The sequence below is a fragment of the Pseudomonas sp. Sample_10 genome (assembly GCF_004321495.1).
Taxonomy (GTDB): domain Bacteria; phylum Pseudomonadota; class Gammaproteobacteria; order Pseudomonadales; family Pseudomonadaceae; genus Aquipseudomonas.
Map to the genome: position 1 here is coordinate 1 of NZ_RCOE01000280.1, position 17,078 is coordinate 17,078.

General features: G+C 59.6%; 16 protein-coding genes and 1 tRNA gene. 11 read left to right on the top strand and 6 right to left on the bottom strand.

Features of this window, described 5'->3' with window-relative positions:
• Nucleotides 1-29 precede the first annotated feature (29 nt).
• The 3 genes from D8U18_RS26635 (at nucleotide 30) to D8U18_RS26645 (ending at nucleotide 4,325) form a co-directional block, all read left to right on the top strand.
• Nucleotides 30-106 (top strand) — tRNA-Met (locus D8U18_RS26635).
• Between the two features lie 278 nt (nucleotides 107-384).
• The gene (mprF, locus tag D8U18_RS26640) at nucleotides 385-3,027 is read left to right on the top strand and encodes a bifunctional lysylphosphatidylglycerol flippase/synthetase MprF (protein WP_056856156.1); all 2,643 of its coding nucleotides are present in this window, start codon (nucleotides 385-387) and stop codon (nucleotides 3,025-3,027) included.
• Nucleotides 3,027-4,325 carry an AcvB/VirJ family lysyl-phosphatidylglycerol hydrolase gene (locus tag D8U18_RS26645; RefSeq protein WP_131109024.1) on the top strand — a complete coding sequence of 433 codons (1,299 nt, stop codon included), beginning with the start codon at nucleotides 3,027-3,029 and terminating at the stop codon, nucleotides 4,323-4,325. Before mprF ends, D8U18_RS26645 begins: the two co-directional genes overlap by 1 nt.
• A gap of 255 nt (nucleotides 4,326-4,580) precedes the next feature.
• On the opposite strand, the gene D8U18_RS26655 is transcribed toward D8U18_RS26645, so the two are convergent.
• Complete coding sequence (locus tag D8U18_RS26655) at nucleotides 4,581-6,482, bottom strand: potassium transporter Kup (protein WP_130930821.1); 1,902 nt, start codon at nucleotides 6,480-6,482, stop codon at nucleotides 4,581-4,583.
• Between the two features lie 285 nt (nucleotides 6,483-6,767).
• On the opposite strand from D8U18_RS26655, the gene rimO reads away from it, so the two are divergent.
• From rimO to tsaA, 6 genes are all read left to right on the top strand, one after another.
• Nucleotides 6,768-8,105, top strand: coding sequence for a 30S ribosomal protein S12 methylthiotransferase RimO (gene rimO, locus D8U18_RS26660; protein ID WP_024011887.1), 1,338 nt, complete (start codon nucleotides 6,768-6,770; stop codon nucleotides 8,103-8,105).
• Nucleotides 8,106-8,228: 123 nt separating this feature from the next.
• Complete coding sequence (locus tag D8U18_RS26665; RefSeq protein WP_131109026.1) at nucleotides 8,229-8,702, top strand: GNAT family N-acetyltransferase; 474 nt, start codon at nucleotides 8,229-8,231, stop codon at nucleotides 8,700-8,702.
• A gap of 185 nt (nucleotides 8,703-8,887) precedes the next feature.
• The gene (locus D8U18_RS26670; protein ID WP_131109028.1) at nucleotides 8,888-9,598 is read left to right on the top strand and encodes an rRNA pseudouridine synthase; all 711 of its coding nucleotides are present in this window, start codon (nucleotides 8,888-8,890) and stop codon (nucleotides 9,596-9,598) included.
• 75 nt (nucleotides 9,599-9,673) lie between these two features.
• A complete protein-coding gene (locus D8U18_RS26675; protein ID WP_131109030.1) occupies nucleotides 9,674-10,144 on the top strand; it encodes a DUF1456 family protein in 471 nt (156 codons plus the stop codon).
• Nucleotides 10,145-10,443: 299 nt separating this feature from the next.
• Complete coding sequence (locus tag D8U18_RS26680; protein ID WP_056856162.1) at nucleotides 10,444-11,214, top strand: SDR family oxidoreductase; 771 nt, start codon at nucleotides 10,444-10,446, stop codon at nucleotides 11,212-11,214.
• Between the two features lie 170 nt (nucleotides 11,215-11,384).
• Nucleotides 11,385-12,083 (top strand): tRNA (N6-threonylcarbamoyladenosine(37)-N6)-methyltransferase TrmO, encoded by a 699-nt coding sequence (gene tsaA / locus D8U18_RS26685; RefSeq protein WP_131109032.1) that lies wholly within the window; start codon nucleotides 11,385-11,387, stop codon nucleotides 12,081-12,083.
• A 149-nt stretch (nucleotides 12,084-12,232) separates the two neighbouring features.
• Here the strand turns inward: tsaA and fpr are convergent, their stop codons facing one another.
• Nucleotides 12,233-13,012 carry a ferredoxin-NADP reductase gene (fpr, locus tag D8U18_RS26690; RefSeq protein WP_008054100.1) on the bottom strand — a complete coding sequence of 260 codons (780 nt, stop codon included), beginning with the start codon at nucleotides 13,010-13,012 and terminating at the stop codon, nucleotides 12,233-12,235.
• Between the two features lie 139 nt (nucleotides 13,013-13,151).
• Here fpr and D8U18_RS26695 point away from each other — a divergent pair, with 139 nt between their 5' ends.
• Nucleotides 13,152-14,078 (top strand): LysR family transcriptional regulator, encoded by a 927-nt coding sequence (locus D8U18_RS26695; protein WP_056856163.1) that lies wholly within the window; start codon nucleotides 13,152-13,154, stop codon nucleotides 14,076-14,078.
• Here the strand turns inward: D8U18_RS26695 and D8U18_RS26700 are convergent.
• From D8U18_RS26700 to D8U18_RS26710, 3 genes are all read right to left on the bottom strand, one after another.
• Nucleotides 14,075-14,437, bottom strand: a complete 363-nt coding sequence (locus D8U18_RS26700; RefSeq protein WP_008060649.1) for a diacylglycerol kinase — start codon at nucleotides 14,435-14,437, stop codon at nucleotides 14,075-14,077. The two genes, D8U18_RS26695 and D8U18_RS26700, sit on opposite strands and share 4 nt — an antisense overlap.
• A gap of 75 nt (nucleotides 14,438-14,512) precedes the next feature.
• The gene (gene erdR, locus D8U18_RS26705; protein WP_131109033.1) at nucleotides 14,513-15,163 is read right to left on the bottom strand and encodes a response regulator transcription factor ErdR; all 651 of its coding nucleotides are present in this window, start codon (nucleotides 15,161-15,163) and stop codon (nucleotides 14,513-14,515) included.
• Nucleotides 15,164-15,373: 210 nt separating this feature from the next.
• Nucleotides 15,374-16,117, bottom strand: a complete 744-nt coding sequence (locus tag D8U18_RS26710; RefSeq protein WP_131109035.1) for a tRNA-uridine aminocarboxypropyltransferase — start codon at nucleotides 16,115-16,117, stop codon at nucleotides 15,374-15,376.
• 189 nt (nucleotides 16,118-16,306) lie between these two features.
• On the opposite strand from D8U18_RS26710, the gene D8U18_RS26715 reads away from it, so the two are divergent.
• Nucleotides 16,307-16,729 carry a PA3611 family quorum-sensing-regulated virulence factor gene (locus D8U18_RS26715; RefSeq protein ID WP_056856166.1) on the top strand — a complete coding sequence of 141 codons (423 nt, stop codon included), beginning with the start codon at nucleotides 16,307-16,309 and terminating at the stop codon, nucleotides 16,727-16,729.
• On the opposite strand, the gene D8U18_RS26720 is transcribed toward D8U18_RS26715, so the two are convergent.
• On the bottom strand, nucleotides 16,730-16,924 hold the full coding sequence (locus D8U18_RS26720) for a hypothetical protein (protein ID WP_056856167.1): 195 nt from the start codon (nucleotides 16,922-16,924) through the stop codon (nucleotides 16,730-16,732).
• Nucleotides 16,925-17,078 lie beyond the last annotated feature (154 nt).

The window sequence follows — 17,078 nt, forward strand, 5'->3', positions numbered from 1 at the left end:
CGTTCGCCTGTAGAATGCCGCCACACAGACGCGGGATGGAGCAGTCTGGTAGCTCGTCGGGCTCATAACCCGAAGGTCGTCGGTTCAAATCCGGCTCCCGCAACCAAACATCAAAAAAGGCTACTCGAAAGAGTGGCCTTTTTTGTATCTGTTGAAAAAGTCCTTTCGCAACAATGATCTGTCACTGTGTCGCCAGCCATTGGGGATCACCCATGCGCCGAGTCCGGACTATGCTCTATCCCAGACTGAACCCTCTACGAGTGAAATCGCGCTCGCACCATCGCCCGGTGCGAGGCGTTAATATTTGTAATTATTTTTTTCTACAGGGATTGGTAACTTGGCTGGATACCTCCATCCTGTCGCGCACAATCCAAGAGGTGATTGATGCGCGCCAACTCGTCTGATTCACAAGACACCGTCACAGCGACACAACCGATCAAAGCCGAGCGACTGCGCTTGCTTGATCGCGTCAGTAAATACCGTCAGCCCATAGGTCTTGCGGTCACGCTGCTGTTGTTCGCGATCGCGCTGATTGCCTGTCGTCACCTGCTGAGCGAACTTGACCTGGACGCTCTGCACGACTCGATTCTCGAGGTTCCAAAACCGGCATTGCTCGGTGCACTGGGCGCGACCGTGGCAGGCTTCATCCTATTGCTGGGCTATGAATGGTCAGCCAGTCGCTATGCCGGTGTGAGCCTGCCCGCGCGCACCGTGGCCCTGGGCGGTTTCAGCGCTTTCGCCATTGGCAATGCCATCGGCCTGTCGATGCTGTCGGGTGGCTCGGTTCGCTACCGTTTATATGCGCGTCATGGCCTGGGGGCTTCTGAGGTTGCGCACATGACGCTGTTTGCCAGCCTGTCGCTCGGTTGCGCCCTGCCGCCACTGGCGGCACTGGCGACACTCAGCAATCTGCCCGCGGCCTCTGCGGCCCTGGGGCTCTCAGAGATCTTGCTCGGTGCCATCGCTGCCGGCGTACTGCTGTTGTTCAGCGTGCTGGCCGTCGGACTGTACCGTCGCCGCCTGCCGGAACAACCCTACGCCGATAACCTGCTGGTCAAGATTGGTCGTCGCACCTTGCGCCTGCCCGGGCGCCGCCTGACGTTCCTGCAACTGCTCATCACCGCTCTGGACGTGGCCGCCGCCGCGACCGTGCTGTATCTCCTGCTGCCCGAAGCTCCGCCCTTCGGCGCATTCCTGCTGGTGTACCTCCTGGCGCTGGCGGCGGGCGTGCTCAGTCATGTGCCCGGCGGCGTCGGGGTGTTCGAGGCGATCCTGCTGGCAGCCTTTTCCGACAAGCTCGGCGCCGCGCCACTGGCCGCCGCCCTGCTGCTTTATCGCTTGATCTACGTGGTGCTGCCGATGCTGGTGGCTTGCCTGCTGCTGTTGATCAACGAAGGGCAGCGCCTGTTCCAGACCCGTCAGACGTTGCGTGCCGCGTCTGGCCTGGCAGCGCCGATTCTCGCGGTGCTGGTGTTTCTTTCCGGGGTAGTGCTGTTGTTTTCCGGAGCAACGCCGGAAATCGACACCCGCCTGGAACACATCGGCTTTCTGATTCCGCATCGACTGGTCGACGCCTCGCACTTGGGCGCCAGCCTGATCGGCGTGTTGTGCCTGCTGCTCGCCCAGGGTTTGCGTCGGCGACTGTCGGCAGCGTGGATGCTCACCACCATTCTGCTGCTGGTCGGCGCCCTGCTCTCTCTACTCAAGGGTTTCGACTGGGAAGAAGCCAGCCTGATGGTCTTGACCGCGAGCCTGCTCGGGGTTTTCCGCCGCTCGTTCTACCGTCCGAGCCGTCTGACCGAACTGCCGTTTTCGCCGTTGTACCTGGTGGCCAGCCTGTGCGTACTCGGGGCTTCGATGTGGCTGCTGCTGTTCGCCTATCAGGACGTTCCCTACAGCCATCAGCTGTGGTGGCAGTTCACCCTGGACGCCGATGCTCCCCGTGGCTTGCGCTCGCTGCTCGGCGCCGCGGTGCTGCTGGTGGTGGTATCCCTGACCTGGCTGCTGCGCACGGCCCGCCCGGTGATTCATCTGCCGACGCCCGATGAACTGGAGCGCGCAAGCAAGATCCTCATGGCCTCGGCGCAACCGGACGGCGGCCTGGCCCTCACCGGCGACAAGGCGCTGCTGTTCCACCCCAACGACGAGGCGTTCCTGATGTATGCCCGTCGTGGCCGCAGCCTTGTGGCGTTGTATGACCCGATTGGCCCTGCCCAGCAACGAGCGGAAATGATCTGGCAGTTCCGTGACCTGTGTGACATCCACCACGCCCGTCCGGTGTTCTATCAAGTGCGCGCGGAGAACCTGCCTTACTACATGGACATCGGCCTGACCGCGATCAAGCTCGGTGAAGAAGCCCGGGTCGATCTCAAGCGTTTTGATCTCGAGGCCAAGGGCAAGGAGATGAAGGATCTGCGCTACACCTGGAACCGTGGCACCCGCGATGGCTTGTCGCTGGAAATCCATGAACCGGGCCAGGCGCCGATGGATGAGCTCAAGGTGATTTCCGATGCCTGGCTGACTGGCAAGAACGTGCGTGAGAAAGGCTTCTCCCTGGGGCGGTTCAGCGATGACTACCTCAAGCATTTCCGTATTGCGGTGATCCGTTTCGAGGGGCGCCCGGTGGCATTCGCCAACCTGCTCGAGACCTACAGCCACGATCTGGCCAGCCTCGACCTGATGCGCGCGCACCCGGACGCTCCCAAGCTGACCATGGAGTTCATGATGGTCGGCCTGATTCAACATTATAAAAATCATGGATACGCGCGCTTCAGCCTGGGCATGGTGCCGTTGTCGGGGTTGCAACCCCGGCGCGGCGCACCGCTGACCCAGCGCCTGGGCTCGATGGTTTTCCGCCGTGGTGAGCAGCTGTACAACTTCCAAGGCTTGCGCCGCTTCAAAGACAAGTTCCAGCCTGACTGGGAACCCCGTTATATGGCCGTGCCCGCCGGACTCGATCCGCTGGTTGCGCTGGCCGACACTGCTGCCCTGATCGCGGGCGGCTTGACTGGATTGGTGAAACGCTGATGATTCAACGCTCCCTGAAATACATCCTGGCCGCACTGATCGTGCTGGCCGTGATTCTCGGCGGCGGTTTCTGGTACCTCAAACGCCCGGCACCAGAACCGACCCTCGAACTGCTCACACCGGCCGATGGCGCAGCCATGACCCGCGTCATTCCCGGCACCACGCCGAAGGCTCAGGTATTGGTGGCGGTCAACGATGATCAGAAACTCAATGACAAGCAACTGACCACCCTGAGCCGCAGTGCCTCGGCGCAGATCGTTCAGGTGATTCTGCCCAAGGATTGCCTGCTGCAAAGCCGCGCCTTGCAAGCGGGCCTGCGTGAACTGCAGGGGCCGGCCACGCTGGTCAGCGGCATCGGCCCGGGCGCCGTGCTGGCCTGGCGCTGGTTGTCGGAACAGAAGAACGATAAGGCCCAGGCCGTTTCCGTGGATCTGGCCCTGGAAAAACCCGGTGGCTGCACACACCTGTTGCCCAAAAGCGCCGCCCACGGCCACTGGCTGGTGGCATGGAACGACAACCCGGACGACACCAGTGCCGGCTTCGTGCGTGACCAGCCGAACGCCGAAACCAGCATCAGCGACTACGACATCAACCTGCCGCAAGTGCTGAACAACGAACTGCGCAAGATCCTCGTCGGCGGCGACAAAGCGGCAGGCGGCCTGCAGATTCCGGTGGTTGAAGTGCCCGCAGGCCAAGCCCGGGACACGGTCACCCTGTTCCTCTCCGGTGACGGTGGCTGGCGCGATCTGGACCGCGATGTCGCCGGCGAAATGGCCAAGATCGGTTACCCCGTGGTCGGCATCGACACCTTGCGTTACTACTGGCAGCACAAGAGTCCGGAACAGAGCGCCCTGGACCTGGCAGAACTGATGCAGCACTACCGGCAGAAATGGGGCACCAAGCGCTTCATTCTCACCGGTTACTCGTTCGGTGCCGACGTTCTGCCAGCGATCTACAACCGCCTGCCAGAGAACGAACAGCAGCGCGTCGACGCGATCATCCTGCTCGCCTTCGCCCGCACCGGCAGCTTCGAAATCGAAGTCGAAGGCTGGCTCGGCAACGCCGGCAAGGAAGCCGCCACCGGCCCGGAAATGGCCAGGTTGCCAGCCGCTAAAGTGGTGTGCATCTACGGTGAAGAAGAAGTCGATGAAAGTGGTTGCACCGACAAGAGCGCCGTGGGCGAAGTCATCAAATTGCCCGGTGGCCACCACTTCGACGAAAACTACCCGGCGCTGGCCCAGCGTTTGGTGGGGGTGATCAAGAAACGCCAGCCGCAGGAAACCGAGGCTCAGGAGTGATCTGAGCAGCGTTTGCAAAAAAGCCCCCGCAGCGTTTCGGTTACGGGGGCTTTTTCATGACCGTTACTTGAACTCGACACAAATCCCTGTGGGAGCAGGCTTGCCGCGATAAGGGCATAACGTCCGACATCTCTGTCGACTGACACGCTGCCATCGCGGGCAAGCCCGCTCCCACAGGGTTTATCGCTGCCTTTGGATACGTCATAAAAAGCCCCCGCTGCCGCAAGGCAACGGGGGCTTTTTGATCTTGCAGTCTTACATCTCCACCTGTGTCCCCAACTCAATCACCCGGTTCAACGGCAGATTGAAGAAGCGCAGGTTGCCGTTGGCGTTCTGCAACATGAAGGCGAACAGTGCCTCGCGCCAGCGGGCCATGCCTTCGAGCTTGGAAGCGATGACGGTTTCGCGGCTGAGGAAGTAGGTGGTGCGCATAGGGCTGAAGTCCAGTTCATCGAGATGACACAGTTTCAGCGCCTTCGGCACGTCCGGCTCATCGGTGAAGCCAAAATGCAGGATTACCCGGAAGAAACCCTCGCCGTAGGAATCGACTTCGAAGCGCCGGCTCGGCGGCACTCGCGGGATGTCTTCGTACACCACCGTCAACAGCACCACTTGCTCGTGCAGCACCTGATTATGCAGAAGGTTGTGCAACAGAGCGTGAGGCACGGCGTCCGGCCGGGCGGTGAGGAACACAGCGGTACCCTGGACCCGATGCGGGGGCTGCACGGCGATACTGCTGATGAAGATCGGCAACGGCAATCCACCTTCATCAATGCGATCGACCAGCAACTGCTTGCCGCGCTTCCAAGTGGTCATGAGGACAAACAATGCGAGACCGGCAATCACAGGGAATGCCCCGCCCTGCACGATTTTCGGTACGTTGGCAGCGAAGTAAAGACCGTCCACCAACAGGAAACCAAGCAAGATCGGCACCGCAAGGATCGGCGGCCACTTCCACAGCAGCAGGATCACCGCCGACACCAGAATAGTGGTCATCAGCATGGTGCCCGTCACCGCCACACCGTAGGCGGAAGCCAGGGCGCCGGAGGATTCGAAACCTATCACCAGCAAAATCACGCCGACCATCAGTGCCCAGTTCACTGCACCGATGTAGATCTGGCCCTGTTCAGCGCTCGAGGTGTGCCGGATATGCATGCGCGGGATGTAGCCGAGCTGGATCGCCTGACGGGTCAAGGAGAACGCACCGGAAATCACCGCTTGCGAGGCAATCACCGTGGCCAGGGTCGACAGGCCTACCAGTGGGATCAACGCCCAACTTGGCGCCAGCAAGTAGAACGGGTTGCGAGCGGCTTCCGGGTCACCCAGCAGCAAGGCGCCTTGGCCGAAATAGTTGAGCACCAACGCCGGCAGCACGAGGATGAACCAGGCGCGGGCAATCGGCTTGCGACCGAAGTGGCCCATGTCCGCGTAGAGCGCTTCGGCACCGGTCAATGCCAGCACCACGGCGCCGAGAATCGCCACGCCCATGCCCGGATGCACGATGAAGAAACGCACACCCCAAACCGGGTTCATCGCTTGCAGGACTTCCGGGTGCTGAACGATGCCGTAGACACCGAGCGCTCCCAGCACCAGGAACCAGGTGACCATGATCGGCCCGAACAGGATGCCGATCCGTGCGGTGCCGTGACTCTGAATCAGGAACAGCGCCACCAGCACGATCAACGACAACGGCACCACCCAATGGTCGATCCCCTCGAATGCCAACCCCAGGCCTTCGATTGCCGACAATACGGAAATGGCCGGGGTGATCATGCTGTCGCCATAGAACAATGCAGCACCGATCAGCCCGCATACCACCAGAAGGCCACGCAGCTTGGCATGCCCTGACGCCGCTCGCCGTGCCAGCGCGGTCAGAGCCATGATCCCGCCTTCGCCCTGGTTGTCGGCGCGCAGGACAAACATCATGTACTTGATCGACACGACCCAGATCAGTGACCAGAAAATCAGCGCCAGAATGCCCAACACGCCATCGTGATTGACCGGCACACCATACGCGCCGGAGAACACTTCTTTGAGGGTGTACAACGGACTGGTGCCGATATCGCCATAAACCACCCCGACTGCCGCAACCAGCATGCCGATCGGTTTGGCCGCCGAATGCCCGGTCGCTCCTGCCTGACTACTTGCGTGCCCCATCCACCACTCCTGATTACCAAAACCCGGCTTCTTGAATGAAGCACTTTTCTGCAGCATGCGCTTTTTTACTTTACGTTACAGACGTTTTGTTGACTGTAAAAAATCCGTAAAGCCCACCCGCGCGAAGCATAGCGCAGCACTCGTCGTATTTCCCCGCATAAAGCTGGTCAAGTGAACGTCTCACCGCTAGAATTGCGCACTTTTTGATCAGAGGCGCAGTTCAAGCGCCCGTCCGTCGGTTTTGCCCAGCCCGGCAAGCGGCGTCACAAAACACCGAGGTTAGACATGTCCACCACTCCTGCGCCGGCCAATCCAAAGGTTGGCTTCGTATCCCTGGGTTGCCCCAAAGCACTGGTCGACTCCGAGCGCATCCTTACCCAGCTGCGCATGGAAGGCTATGACGTCGTGTCCACCTATCAGGACGCCGATGTCGTGGTGGTCAACACCTGCGGCTTCATTGATTCGGCCAAGGCAGAGTCTCTGGAAGTGATCGGCGAAGCGATCAAGGAAAACGGCAAGGTCATCGTCACCGGCTGCATGGGCGTCGAAGAAGGCAACATCCGCGACGTGCACCCGAGCGTGCTGGCCGTGACCGGTCCGCAGCAGTACGAGCAAGTGGTCAACGCCGTGCACGAAGTCGTGCCGCCGCGTCAGGATCACAACCCGCTGATCGACCTGGTGCCGCCACAAGGCATCAAGCTGACCCCGCGCCACTACGCCTACCTGAAGATTTCCGAAGGCTGCAACCACAGCTGCAGCTTCTGCATCATCCCGTCGATGCGCGGCAAATTGGTCAGCCGTCCGGTCGGTGATGTCCTTGACGAGGCCCAGCGCCTGGTCAAGTCGGGCGTCAAAGAGCTGTTGGTGATCTCGCAAGACACCAGCGCCTACGGCGTCGACGTGAAATACCGCACCGGTTTCTGGAACGGCGCGCCGGTGAAAACCCGCATGACCGAACTCTGCGAAGCCCTGAGCACCCTCGGCGTCTGGGTGCGTCTGCACTACGTTTACCCGTACCCGCACGTCGACGAGCTGATCCCGCTGATGGCCGCCGGCAAGATCCTGCCGTACCTGGACATCCCGTTCCAGCACGCCAGCCCGAAAGTGCTCAAGTCGATGAAACGCCCGGCGTTCGAAGACAAGACCCTGGCGCGGATCAAGAACTGGCGCGAAATCTGCCCGGATTTGATCATCCGCTCGACCTTCATCGTCGGTTTCCCGGGCGAGACTGAAGAAGACTTCCAATACCTGCTGAACTGGCTGACCGAAGCCCAGCTGGATCGCGTCGGTTGCTTCCAGTACTCGCCGGTCGACGGCGCGCCGGCCAACGACCTGGACCTGGAAGTGGTTCCAGATGACGTCAAGCAGGATCGTTGGGAGCGCTTCATGGCGCACCAGCAGGCGATCAGCTCGGCCCGCCTGCAAATGCGCATCGGCCGTGAAATCGAAGTGCTGGTCGATGAAGTCGACGAGCAAGGCGCGGTCGGCCGTTGCTTCTTCGATGCTCCGGAAATCGACGGAAACGTATTCATCGACAATGGCAGCAACCTGAAGCCGGGCGATAAAGTCTGGTGCAAGGTGACCGACGCCGACGAATACGATCTGTGGGCTGAACAGATCTAAACGCAAAAATTATGCAAAGCCCCGCTCTCTTGACGAGATGCGGGGCTTTTTTACGGCTATCGTTTGGTGAAGAACGGAATCTCACTTTTTACAGTCGGTAGCTAAAAGAAGGAGCAGGCGGGCATGCGCCAACATTCGGTCATCCACACACCGAAACAGAGTGACTATGAAGAACTGACCCGGGTCTGGGAGGACTCGGTCCGCGCCACCCATGACTTTCTGCCAGACAGTTACATCAATCTGTTGAAGAATCTGGTGCTGACCCGCTACCTCGATGCCGTCATGCTGATCTGCACCAAGGACGCCAACCAGCGCATTACCGGGTTCGCCGGGGTCGCGGCGGGCAAGGTCGAAATGCTCTTTATTGACCCGCAACACCGCGGTCAGGGCCTGGGCAGGAAATTGCTGCGTTATGCCCTGGAAAACCTCAACGCCGATCAACTGGACGTGAACGAACAGAACCCGCAAGCCCTGGGGTTTTACTTCAAGCAAGGGTTTGAGGTGATCGGCCGCTCGGAAGTCGATGGCATGGGACAGCCCTATCCGTTGTTGCATATGCGCATGCGCCAGGTCCAGCAACGCTCACAACATGGCTGACACACCAGATTAACCCTGTGGGGCTTGCCAGCGATGCGGACGCTGCGGTCAAGCCAGATACACCGAGGTGATGCAATCGCTGGCAAGCCAGCTCCCACAGGAATTGCGACCGACCTCAAATGGAACCGGGCTTAACCGGCGCCAGGCAGGTACAATGCCCACCCCTTTTTTGTTACGGCCCTGTCATGACTGACCCGATTCGTCTCTCCAAACGCCTCATCGAACTCGTCGGCTGCTCCCGTCGGGAGGCTGAGCTGTTCATCGAAGGCGGCTGGGTCACCGTCGACGGCGAAGTCATCGACGAGCCGCAGTTCAAAGTCGGCGCACAAAAAGTCGAGCTGGACCCAGAAGCCAAGGCCACTGCCCCGGAACCGGTAACCATCCTGTTCAACGTGCCCGCCGGCATGGACGCGGACACCGCCATGGCGACCATCAGCGCCGAGACGCTGAGCGAAGAACACCGTTACGGCAAACGTCCGCTCAAGGGCCACTTCCAGCGCCTGACCGCCAGCACTGACCTGCAGGCTAACGCCAGCGGCTTGCTGGTGTTCACCCAGGACTGGAAGATCCTGCGCAAACTCACCGCCGACTCCAACAAGATCGAGCAGGAATACGTGGTCGAAGTCGAAGGCAACATGGTCGAGCACGGTCTCAATCGCTTGCAACACGGCCTGACCTACAAGGGCAAGGAATTGCCGCCGGTCAAGGCCAGCTGGCAGAACGAAAACCGCCTGCGCTTTGCCATGAAAAACCCGCAACCGGGTGTTATCGCCCTGTTCTGCCAGGCCGTCGGCCTGAAGATCGTGGGTATCCGCCGCATCCGCATCGGTGGCGTATCCATCGGTAAAGTGCCGTTGGGACAATGGCGCTACCTGTCCGGCAAAGAGAAGTTCTAAGGCTTTTCACGCCGTCACACATTTCGGCGTCGCGCCTGGTTGCGACGCCCACAGTTGAAAATCGGGACTGCCCACATGATTCATAACGACGTACTGCGCAGCGTGCGCTACATGCTCGACATCAGCGACAAGAAAGTCATCGAGATCATCAAGCTCGGTGGCATGGATGTGAAGCTCGAAGACCTGGTGACCTGGCTCGACAAGAAAGAGGAGGACGAGGAAGGTTTCGTACGCTGCCCGGACGAAGTCATGGCGCATTTCCTCGACGGCCTGGTGATCTTCAAGCGCGGCAAGGACGAAAGCCGTCCGCCGCAGCCGATCGAAGTGCCGGTGACCAACAACATCATCCTGAAAAAACTGCGCGTGGCCTTCGAACTGAAAGAAGACGACATGCACGCGATCCTCAAGGCGGCCGAGTTCCCGGTGTCCAAGCCTGAGCTGAGCGCGCTGTTTCGCAAATTCGGCCACACCAACTACCGCCCGTGCGGCGACCAGTTGCTGCGCAACTTCCTCAAGGGCCTGACCCTGCGCGTGCGTCCGCAGTAATCGCCCGCCCGCGTCCCTGTAGGAGCAAAGCTTGCTGGCGATGGCGATTTCGAAAACGCTATCGCGAGCAAGCTGTGCTCCTACAAGGGATGGCGTCACAAAGCTGTATGGATGCTCACTCCCTGTAGGAGCACAGCTTGCTGGCGATGGCGATCTTGAGGACGCTATCGCCAGCAAGATGTGCGCCTGCAAAAGAAAGGGCAGTCCTGTATGGATGCTCATTCCTCGCAAAAATAGTGGCTCCGCTTCTCGCGGCTGACGACTAGGGTGTAGAGACCCTTAAGTTCTCAGGATTCGCCATGCACCCCTACTTTTCCCTGCAAGGCCGCACCGCTCTGGTGACCGGCGGCACTCGTGGTATCGGCAAAATGATTGCCAAGGCCTATGTCGAGGCTGGCGCGACCGTGTATGTCTGCGCCCGCGATGCCGAAGCTTGCCAGCAAACCGCTGACGAACTCGGTGCCCTTGGGCGCTGCCATGCCGTAGCTGCCAACCTGGCGACGGAAGAAGGCGTGCAACAACTGGCCACACGCCTGGGCGAGCAGATCACCCATCTCGACATTCTGGTGAACAATGCCGGCACCACGTGGGGGGCGCCACTGGAAAGCTATCCGATCAAGGGCTGGGAAAAGGTCATGCAGCTCAACGTGACTTCGGTGTTCAACTGCATCCAGCAGTTCCTGCCGCTGCTGCGCAAGGCAGGTTCCGAAGCGAACCCGGCGCGGATCATCAACATCGGATCGGTGGCGGGGATTTCCTCCTTTGGCGAACAGGCCTACGCCTACGGTCCCAGCAAAGCCGCACTGCACCAATTGTCGCGGATCCTGGCTCGGGAGCTGGTCAGCCAGCACATCAACGTCAACGTGATCGCACCGGGACGGTTCCCGAGCAAGATGACCCAGCATATCGGCAATGATAAGCAGGCATTGGCCGAGGATACGGCGCTGATCCCCATGAAGCGTTGGGGGCGCGAGGAAGAGATGGCGGCGCTGGCGATCAGCCTGGCGAGTACGGCGGGGGCTTACATGACCGGGAATATCATCCCATTGGATGGTGGGTTCAGCCTCTGATCTTCTCCTGATGATCGTTCCCACGCTCCGCGTGGGAATGCAGCGCGGGACGCTGCGCGTCCCAAGAGCTGACGCAGAGCGTCCATTGAGGCATTCCCACGCAGAGCGTGGGAATGATCATGGTTGATCGGGTTATCATGCCTACCCTCTTCCCGCCTCGACCGTAAACCATGACCTACAGCGTTTCCCCCATCGGCTTCGTGCGCTCCTGCTTCAAGGAGAAGTTCGCCATTCCGCGTCAACCGCAACTGGCCCCGGCCGCGCGCGGCGTGCTGGAACTGGTCGCACCCTTCGATCAGGGTGATGCCGTGCAGGGCCTTGAACAGGTCAGCCATGTCTGGCTGCTGTTCATGTTCCATCAGGCACTGGAAGAAAAGCCGCGCCTGAAGGTCCGCCCTCCCCGCCTCGGCGGCAACAAATCCATGGGCGTGTTTGCGACACGCGCAACCCATCGTCCCAACGGCATTGGTCAATCCGTGGTGAAGTTGGACAAGGTTGAAGCCAATCGTCTGTGGATTTCCGGCATCGACTTGCTCGACGGCACGCCGGTTCTCGACATCAAACCTTACGTGCCCTACGCCGATATCATCGACAGCGCCGCCAACACTATCGCCAGCGCCGCGCCGCAGTTGATTGCCGTAGAGTGGACGGATGCTGCGCTGCACCAGGCTAATGGCCACGCCCAGCGCCTTGCAGAGCCTTTGGTCGAGCTGATCGAGCAATGCCTGGCGCAGGATCCACGCCCGGCCTATCAGACACCTGCGCCGGAACGGGAATACGGCGCGCAGTTCTGGGATGTGGATGTGCGTTGGCATTACCCGACGCCCGAGCTGATCCGCGTGCTCGAGGTCATTCCCGCGAAAGCCTGAACGCCAAAAACGAAAAAGCCCGCATGACCGTCCGGGGTCATGCGGGCTTTTTGGATGCGCTGCGAATCTATTGTAGGAGTCGGCTTGCTGGCGATGGCGATCTTAAAGACGCTATCGCCAGCAAGCCGGCTCCTACACGTGACCTGCGGTCACTTCTCGACGAATGCACGCTCGATCAGGTAATCACCCGGCTCGCGCATCCGCGGCGAAACTTTCAGGCCGAAGCTGTTCAACACTTCGCTGGTCTCGTCGAGCATGCTCGGGCTACCGCACAGCATGGCGCGGTCGTCCTGCGGGTTGATCGGCGGCAGACCGATGTCGCTGAACAGCTTGCCGCTGCGCATCAGGTCGGTCAGGCGACCTTCGTTCTCGAACGGTTCGCGGGTCACGGTCGGGTAGTAGATCAACTTGTCACGCAGCGCATCGCCGAAGAACTCGTTCTGCGGCAGGTGCTCGGTGATGAACTCGCGGTAGGCGACTTCGTTGACGTAACGTACGCCGTGGCACAGGATCACTTTTTCGAAACGCTCGTAGGTTTCCGGGTCCTGGATGACGCTCATGAACGGCGCCAGACCGGTACCGGTGCTGAGCAAGTACAAATGTTTGCCAGGCTTGAGGTCATCCAGCACCAGCGTGCCGGTAGGCTTCTTGCTGATGATGATCTCGTCGCCTTCCTTCAAATGCTGCAACTGGGAAGTCAGCGGACCATCTGGCACCTTGATGCTGAAGAACTCGAGATGCTCTTCCCAGTTCGGGCTGGCGATCGAGTAAGCGCGCATAAGCGGGCGGCCGTTGGGCTGTTGCAGGCCGATCATCACGAACTGACCGTTCTCGAAGCGCAGGCCCGGATCACGGGTGCACTTGAAGCTGAACAGAGTGTCGTTCCAGTGATGAACACTGAGGACACGCTCGTGGTTCATGTTGCTCATGTACGTGGGACTCCTGGAGATTGGTCTGCGCTCGCTCTTGCATGAACAGAGCCGGGGTGCGCAATTGCATCGCATTCTAATAGCGACGACAATATCTGTTAACTGGATTATTAAGATAAGGGTTATCGGTTATATCGATATGCGATTTACTCTCCGTCAACTTCAAGTCTTCGTCGCTGTCGCCCAGCAGGAAAGCGTATCCCGTGCTGCGGGCCTGCTCAACCTCTCGCAGTCGGCGGCAAGCACCTCAATCACCGAACTGGAGCGTCAGTGCAGCTGCCAGTTGTTCGACCGTGCCGGCAAACGCCTGAGCCTCAACGCCCTTGGCAAGCAGCTGTTGCCGCAAGCGGTAGCGCTGCTTGATCAGGCCAAGGAAATCGAAGACCTGCTCAACGGCAAGTCCGGTTTCGGCTCATTGGCGGTAGGCGCAACCCTGACCATCGGCAACTACCTGGCTACCCTGCTGATTGGCAGCTTCATGCAGCGCCACCCGGAAAGCCAGGTGAAGCTGCACGTGCAGAACACTGCCAATATCGTGCAACAAGTAGCCCACTATGAAATTGACCTGGGTCTGATTGAAGGCGATTGCAGCCACCCGGACATCGAAGTGCAGAGCTGGGTCGAAGATGAATTGGTGGTGTTCTGCGCGCCGCAACATCCTTTGGCCAAACGCGGCACGGCAAGCATGGATGAACTGAGCCACGAAGCCTGGATTCTGCGTGAGCAAGGTTCAGGCACGCGCCTGACATTTGATCAGGCCATGCGCCATCACCGCAGCGCGTTGAATATCCGCCTGGAGCTCGAGCATACGGAAGCGATCAAGCGCGCAGTGGAGTCCGGCCTGGGGATTGGGTGCATATCGCGATTGGCGCTGCGGGACGCATTCCGTCGCGGCAGCCTGGTAGCGGTGGAAACACCGGATCTGGACCTGGCGCGACAGTTCTACTTCATCTGGCACAAACAGAAATACCAGACATCGGCGATGCGCGAATTCCTCGATCTGTGCCGCGCTTTCACCGCAGGGGTTCAGCGCAGCGACGAGATCGTACTGCCCACGATCGCTTAAAGCAGAATCACGGCCCACACCAGCGCAATCATGGTCAGCGCCACCAATTGCGCGGCGCTGCCCATGTCCTTGGCGTTTTTCGACAGCGGGTGCAACTCCAGGGAAATACGGTCGATGGCCGCTTCCACCGCCGAGTTGAGCAACTCGACGATCAGTGCCAGTAAACAGACGGCAATCAGCAAGGCTTGCTCGACCCGGCTGACGTTCAGGAAGAACGACAGCGGGATCAGGATCACATTGAGCAATACCAACTGCCGAAACGCAGCTTCCCCGGTGAAGGCTGCGCGCAGGCCGTCCAGCGAATAGCCGGAGGCATTGAGAATACGTTTAAGGCCGGTCTGGCCTTTGAAAGGTGACATAGAGTAGGCAACTGACCAAAAAGGAGTGGGAAAGCTAGATTAACCAAAGTCAAAAAAGCGTGAAGAAGCCAACCCTCAGTGGCTCGAAATTGACTCAAGTTGTTGCAGAAGCAACGCTGCCTGAGTCCGGGTCCGCACATTCAACTTACGGAAAATAGCCGTCACGTGCGCCTTGATCGTCGCCTCGGAAACGCTCAGTTCATAGGCGATCTGTTTGTTCAGCAAACCTTCGCAAACCATCGTCAATACCCGGAACTGCTGCGGCGTCAGGCTGGCAAGCCCTTCGCTGGCAGCCTTGGCCTCATCGGATACGCTGACGGCTTCGAATGCCTGCGGCGGCCAGAATACATCGCCATCGAGCACCGCACGCACGGCTTTCTGGATCACGCCCAGGTCACTGGATTTGGGAATGAACCCGCTGGCGCCGAACTCACGAGACTTGACCATGATTGTCGCCTCTTCCTGAGCGGAAACCATCACCACTGGAATCTGCGGGTATTGGCCACGTAACAGCACCAAGCCTGAAAAACCGTACGCCCCAGGCATATTGAGGTCCAGCAGGACCAGATCCCAATCGGCTTTTTCGGTCAGGCGGGTTTCCAGTTCGGCAATGCTCGCCACTTCCACCAGACGCACATCGGGACCAAGCCCAAGGCTCAACGCTTGATGCAAGGCGGAACGGAAAAGTGGGTGGTCATCGGCAATCAGGATTTCGTATGTGGCCATTGTTCAAATGATCCTGTTTTTCCAGCAACTCAAGGTACAGCCAGAGAGCGGTACCCGGGGCACATTGAACGCCGATACATGACTATTCTCGTTGGCACAGAATAGGCGTATCAAACTTCGGCCGCGCACTGATCGGCGCCAAGCATGCCGAGCGAAACCGGGGTGGTCAAGCTACATGGCCACTACAGTCTTTTGCAGTATGAGCGACAATCAATTCCCGCCCGCAGCGATTTTCTGCACGAACGGCAACAACTCGGCGTGTGCCGGCGTTTCGACGTTCATTTCAAGCTGACGCTTGGCATCGAGATAATGCTGGCTGAACACATCGAAATAAGCGTCCAGTGCCGATGCCGCCTGCTCGTCACCCGCCAGATCGAGACACAACGCCGCGACTTCCGCGGTGCACAGGTGCTCGCTGCGGGTGGATCGGCGCAATTGATAACGGGACAGTTTTTCGGGCAACAGGCTGAGGATCGGCAGCGAGTCGAAATACGGGCTCTTGCGGAAAATCTTCCGGGCTTCGGTCCAGGTCGCGTCCAACAGAATGAACAACGGCCGCTTGCTGCCATCCACCGCCACGCTGTGGGTGACGCGCTCGGGTGCGACATATTCCCCTGGAAACACCAGATAAGGCTGCCATTGCGGGTCGGACAACAACGCCAGCATCTGTGGGTCGGTTTCAGTACGCGACCAGATGAACGCGTGGTTATCGCGCACCACGTCGGCAATCAGCCAACCGGTATTGCTCGGTTTGAACACTTCCTTGCTGGTCATGATCAGGCACACACCGGAGCGGGTCTCGACCTGCGGGCGCCAGGCGCACAGGCAGTGACTCTCGATCACGCGGCAGGCACGGCAACGGGTTGCGCGCCAGCCACGGGCCTGAAGCGGCTTGATGCCTTCGTCTTCGCGCTGATCGCGCAGGCGGGCTACTGCATTGGGGGCATGGCTCATGGCAGGCAACGCCAGCGGGAAAAAGGAGTCGACACGAAAAATACTCGGCAAGGCAAAAAGTACCGGCAGTTTACCAGACCGACAGGAGCAAGCCTGTACCGTCCAGGCCGCCTCCCCTATAATTCGCCGCCACTGAACGCACAGTCACGTGACGGGTCAAACCACCCATCACTGCCCCAGGAGAGTTTCATGCTGCGCCTTATCGTTCCCACCGCTGCCATTCTGCTGGCTTCGACCTTCAACGCTCAGGCTGCATCCCTGAGCGAGCAGAATCTGAACAGAGAACTGCGCAACGTCGCCGCACAAAGCAGCGTCGGCACTCCTCGGGCGATCAATGAAGACATTCTCGATCAAGGCTACACCGTCGAAGGCAATGTCCTGATCAACCACCTGAGCGTGCAAAGCAGCCACGCCAACAAGATGCGCGCCGATCCCAAAGCCGTGTACTTCCAGCTGGGAGCCTCGGTCTGCAACAACCCGTCCTACCGTAAATTGATGGCCAAGGGTGCAGTGATGCGTTACGACTTCACCGAAGTGAAGACCAACCGCGCGGTGGGTTCTGCCAGCTACCAGGAATCGGATTGCCCGAAAGCGGTGCCGAAGAAGAAGTAATCAATGAGACTTTGCGCGTCGCTGTTCATCTTCGGCGCGCAACTCTGCCAGCAGTGCCTGCAAGTAACGTGATCGACGCTCCGTGCCTACAAGACGCCGGCAGCACTCCTCCTCGAGACTCAAATGATTGGTCTCGGCCGATGATTTCAACAATCGATACAGCTGCGTATCGATCTCCAGAATGACTCTGGCCATGGTTTCCCGCCTCCTTGCACCTCACTCGCGTTGAGCGAAAAATCCTTTAACTGCTTGTACCGTGCGCCCTGCCGTAGACGCAAAGTTGTCGTATCACACCTGTAACTTAGTAAATCAGAGTGCATGACACTTGGCTTGCGTTCTGACGAGCGGT

What these genes read in the sequence shown, in the direction of transcription:
- D8U18_RS26715 (WP_056856166.1), top strand. Translation starts at nt 16,307, where the DNA reads ATGCTGCGCCTTATCGTTCCCACCGCTGCCATTCTGCTGGCTTCGACC.
- D8U18_RS26710 (WP_131109035.1), bottom strand. Translation starts at nt 16,117, where the DNA reads ATGAGCCATGCCCCCAATGCAGTAGCCCGCCTGCGCGATCAGCGCGAA.
- D8U18_RS26670 (WP_131109028.1), top strand. Translation starts at nt 8,888, where the DNA reads ATGACTGACCCGATTCGTCTCTCCAAACGCCTCATCGAACTCGTCGGC.
- D8U18_RS26655 (WP_130930821.1), bottom strand. Translation starts at nt 6,482, where the DNA reads ATGGGGCACGCAAGTAGTCAGGCAGGAGCGACCGGGCATTCGGCGGCC.
- rimO (WP_024011887.1), top strand. Translation starts at nt 6,768, where the DNA reads ATGTCCACCACTCCTGCGCCGGCCAATCCAAAGGTTGGCTTCGTATCC.
- D8U18_RS26695 (WP_056856163.1), top strand. Translation starts at nt 13,152, where the DNA reads ATGCGATTTACTCTCCGTCAACTTCAAGTCTTCGTCGCTGTCGCCCAG.
- D8U18_RS26720 (WP_056856167.1), bottom strand. Translation starts at nt 16,924, where the DNA reads ATGGCCAGAGTCATTCTGGAGATCGATACGCAGCTGTATCGATTGTTG.
- D8U18_RS26680 (WP_056856162.1), top strand. Translation starts at nt 10,444, where the DNA reads ATGCACCCCTACTTTTCCCTGCAAGGCCGCACCGCTCTGGTGACCGGC.
- D8U18_RS26645 (WP_131109024.1), top strand. Translation starts at nt 3,027, where the DNA reads ATGATTCAACGCTCCCTGAAATACATCCTGGCCGCACTGATCGTGCTG.
- mprF (WP_056856156.1), top strand. Translation starts at nt 385, where the DNA reads ATGCGCGCCAACTCGTCTGATTCACAAGACACCGTCACAGCGACACAA.
- D8U18_RS26675 (WP_131109030.1), top strand. Translation starts at nt 9,674, where the DNA reads ATGATTCATAACGACGTACTGCGCAGCGTGCGCTACATGCTCGACATC.
- D8U18_RS26700 (WP_008060649.1), bottom strand. Translation starts at nt 14,437, where the DNA reads ATGTCACCTTTCAAAGGCCAGACCGGCCTTAAACGTATTCTCAATGCC.
- tsaA (WP_131109032.1), top strand. Translation starts at nt 11,385, where the DNA reads ATGACCTACAGCGTTTCCCCCATCGGCTTCGTGCGCTCCTGCTTCAAG.
- fpr (WP_008054100.1), bottom strand. Translation starts at nt 13,012, where the DNA reads ATGAGCAACATGAACCACGAGCGTGTCCTCAGTGTTCATCACTGGAAC.
- erdR (WP_131109033.1), bottom strand. Translation starts at nt 15,163, where the DNA reads ATGGCCACATACGAAATCCTGATTGCCGATGACCACCCACTTTTCCGT.
- D8U18_RS26665 (WP_131109026.1), top strand. Translation starts at nt 8,229, where the DNA reads ATGCGCCAACATTCGGTCATCCACACACCGAAACAGAGTGACTATGAA.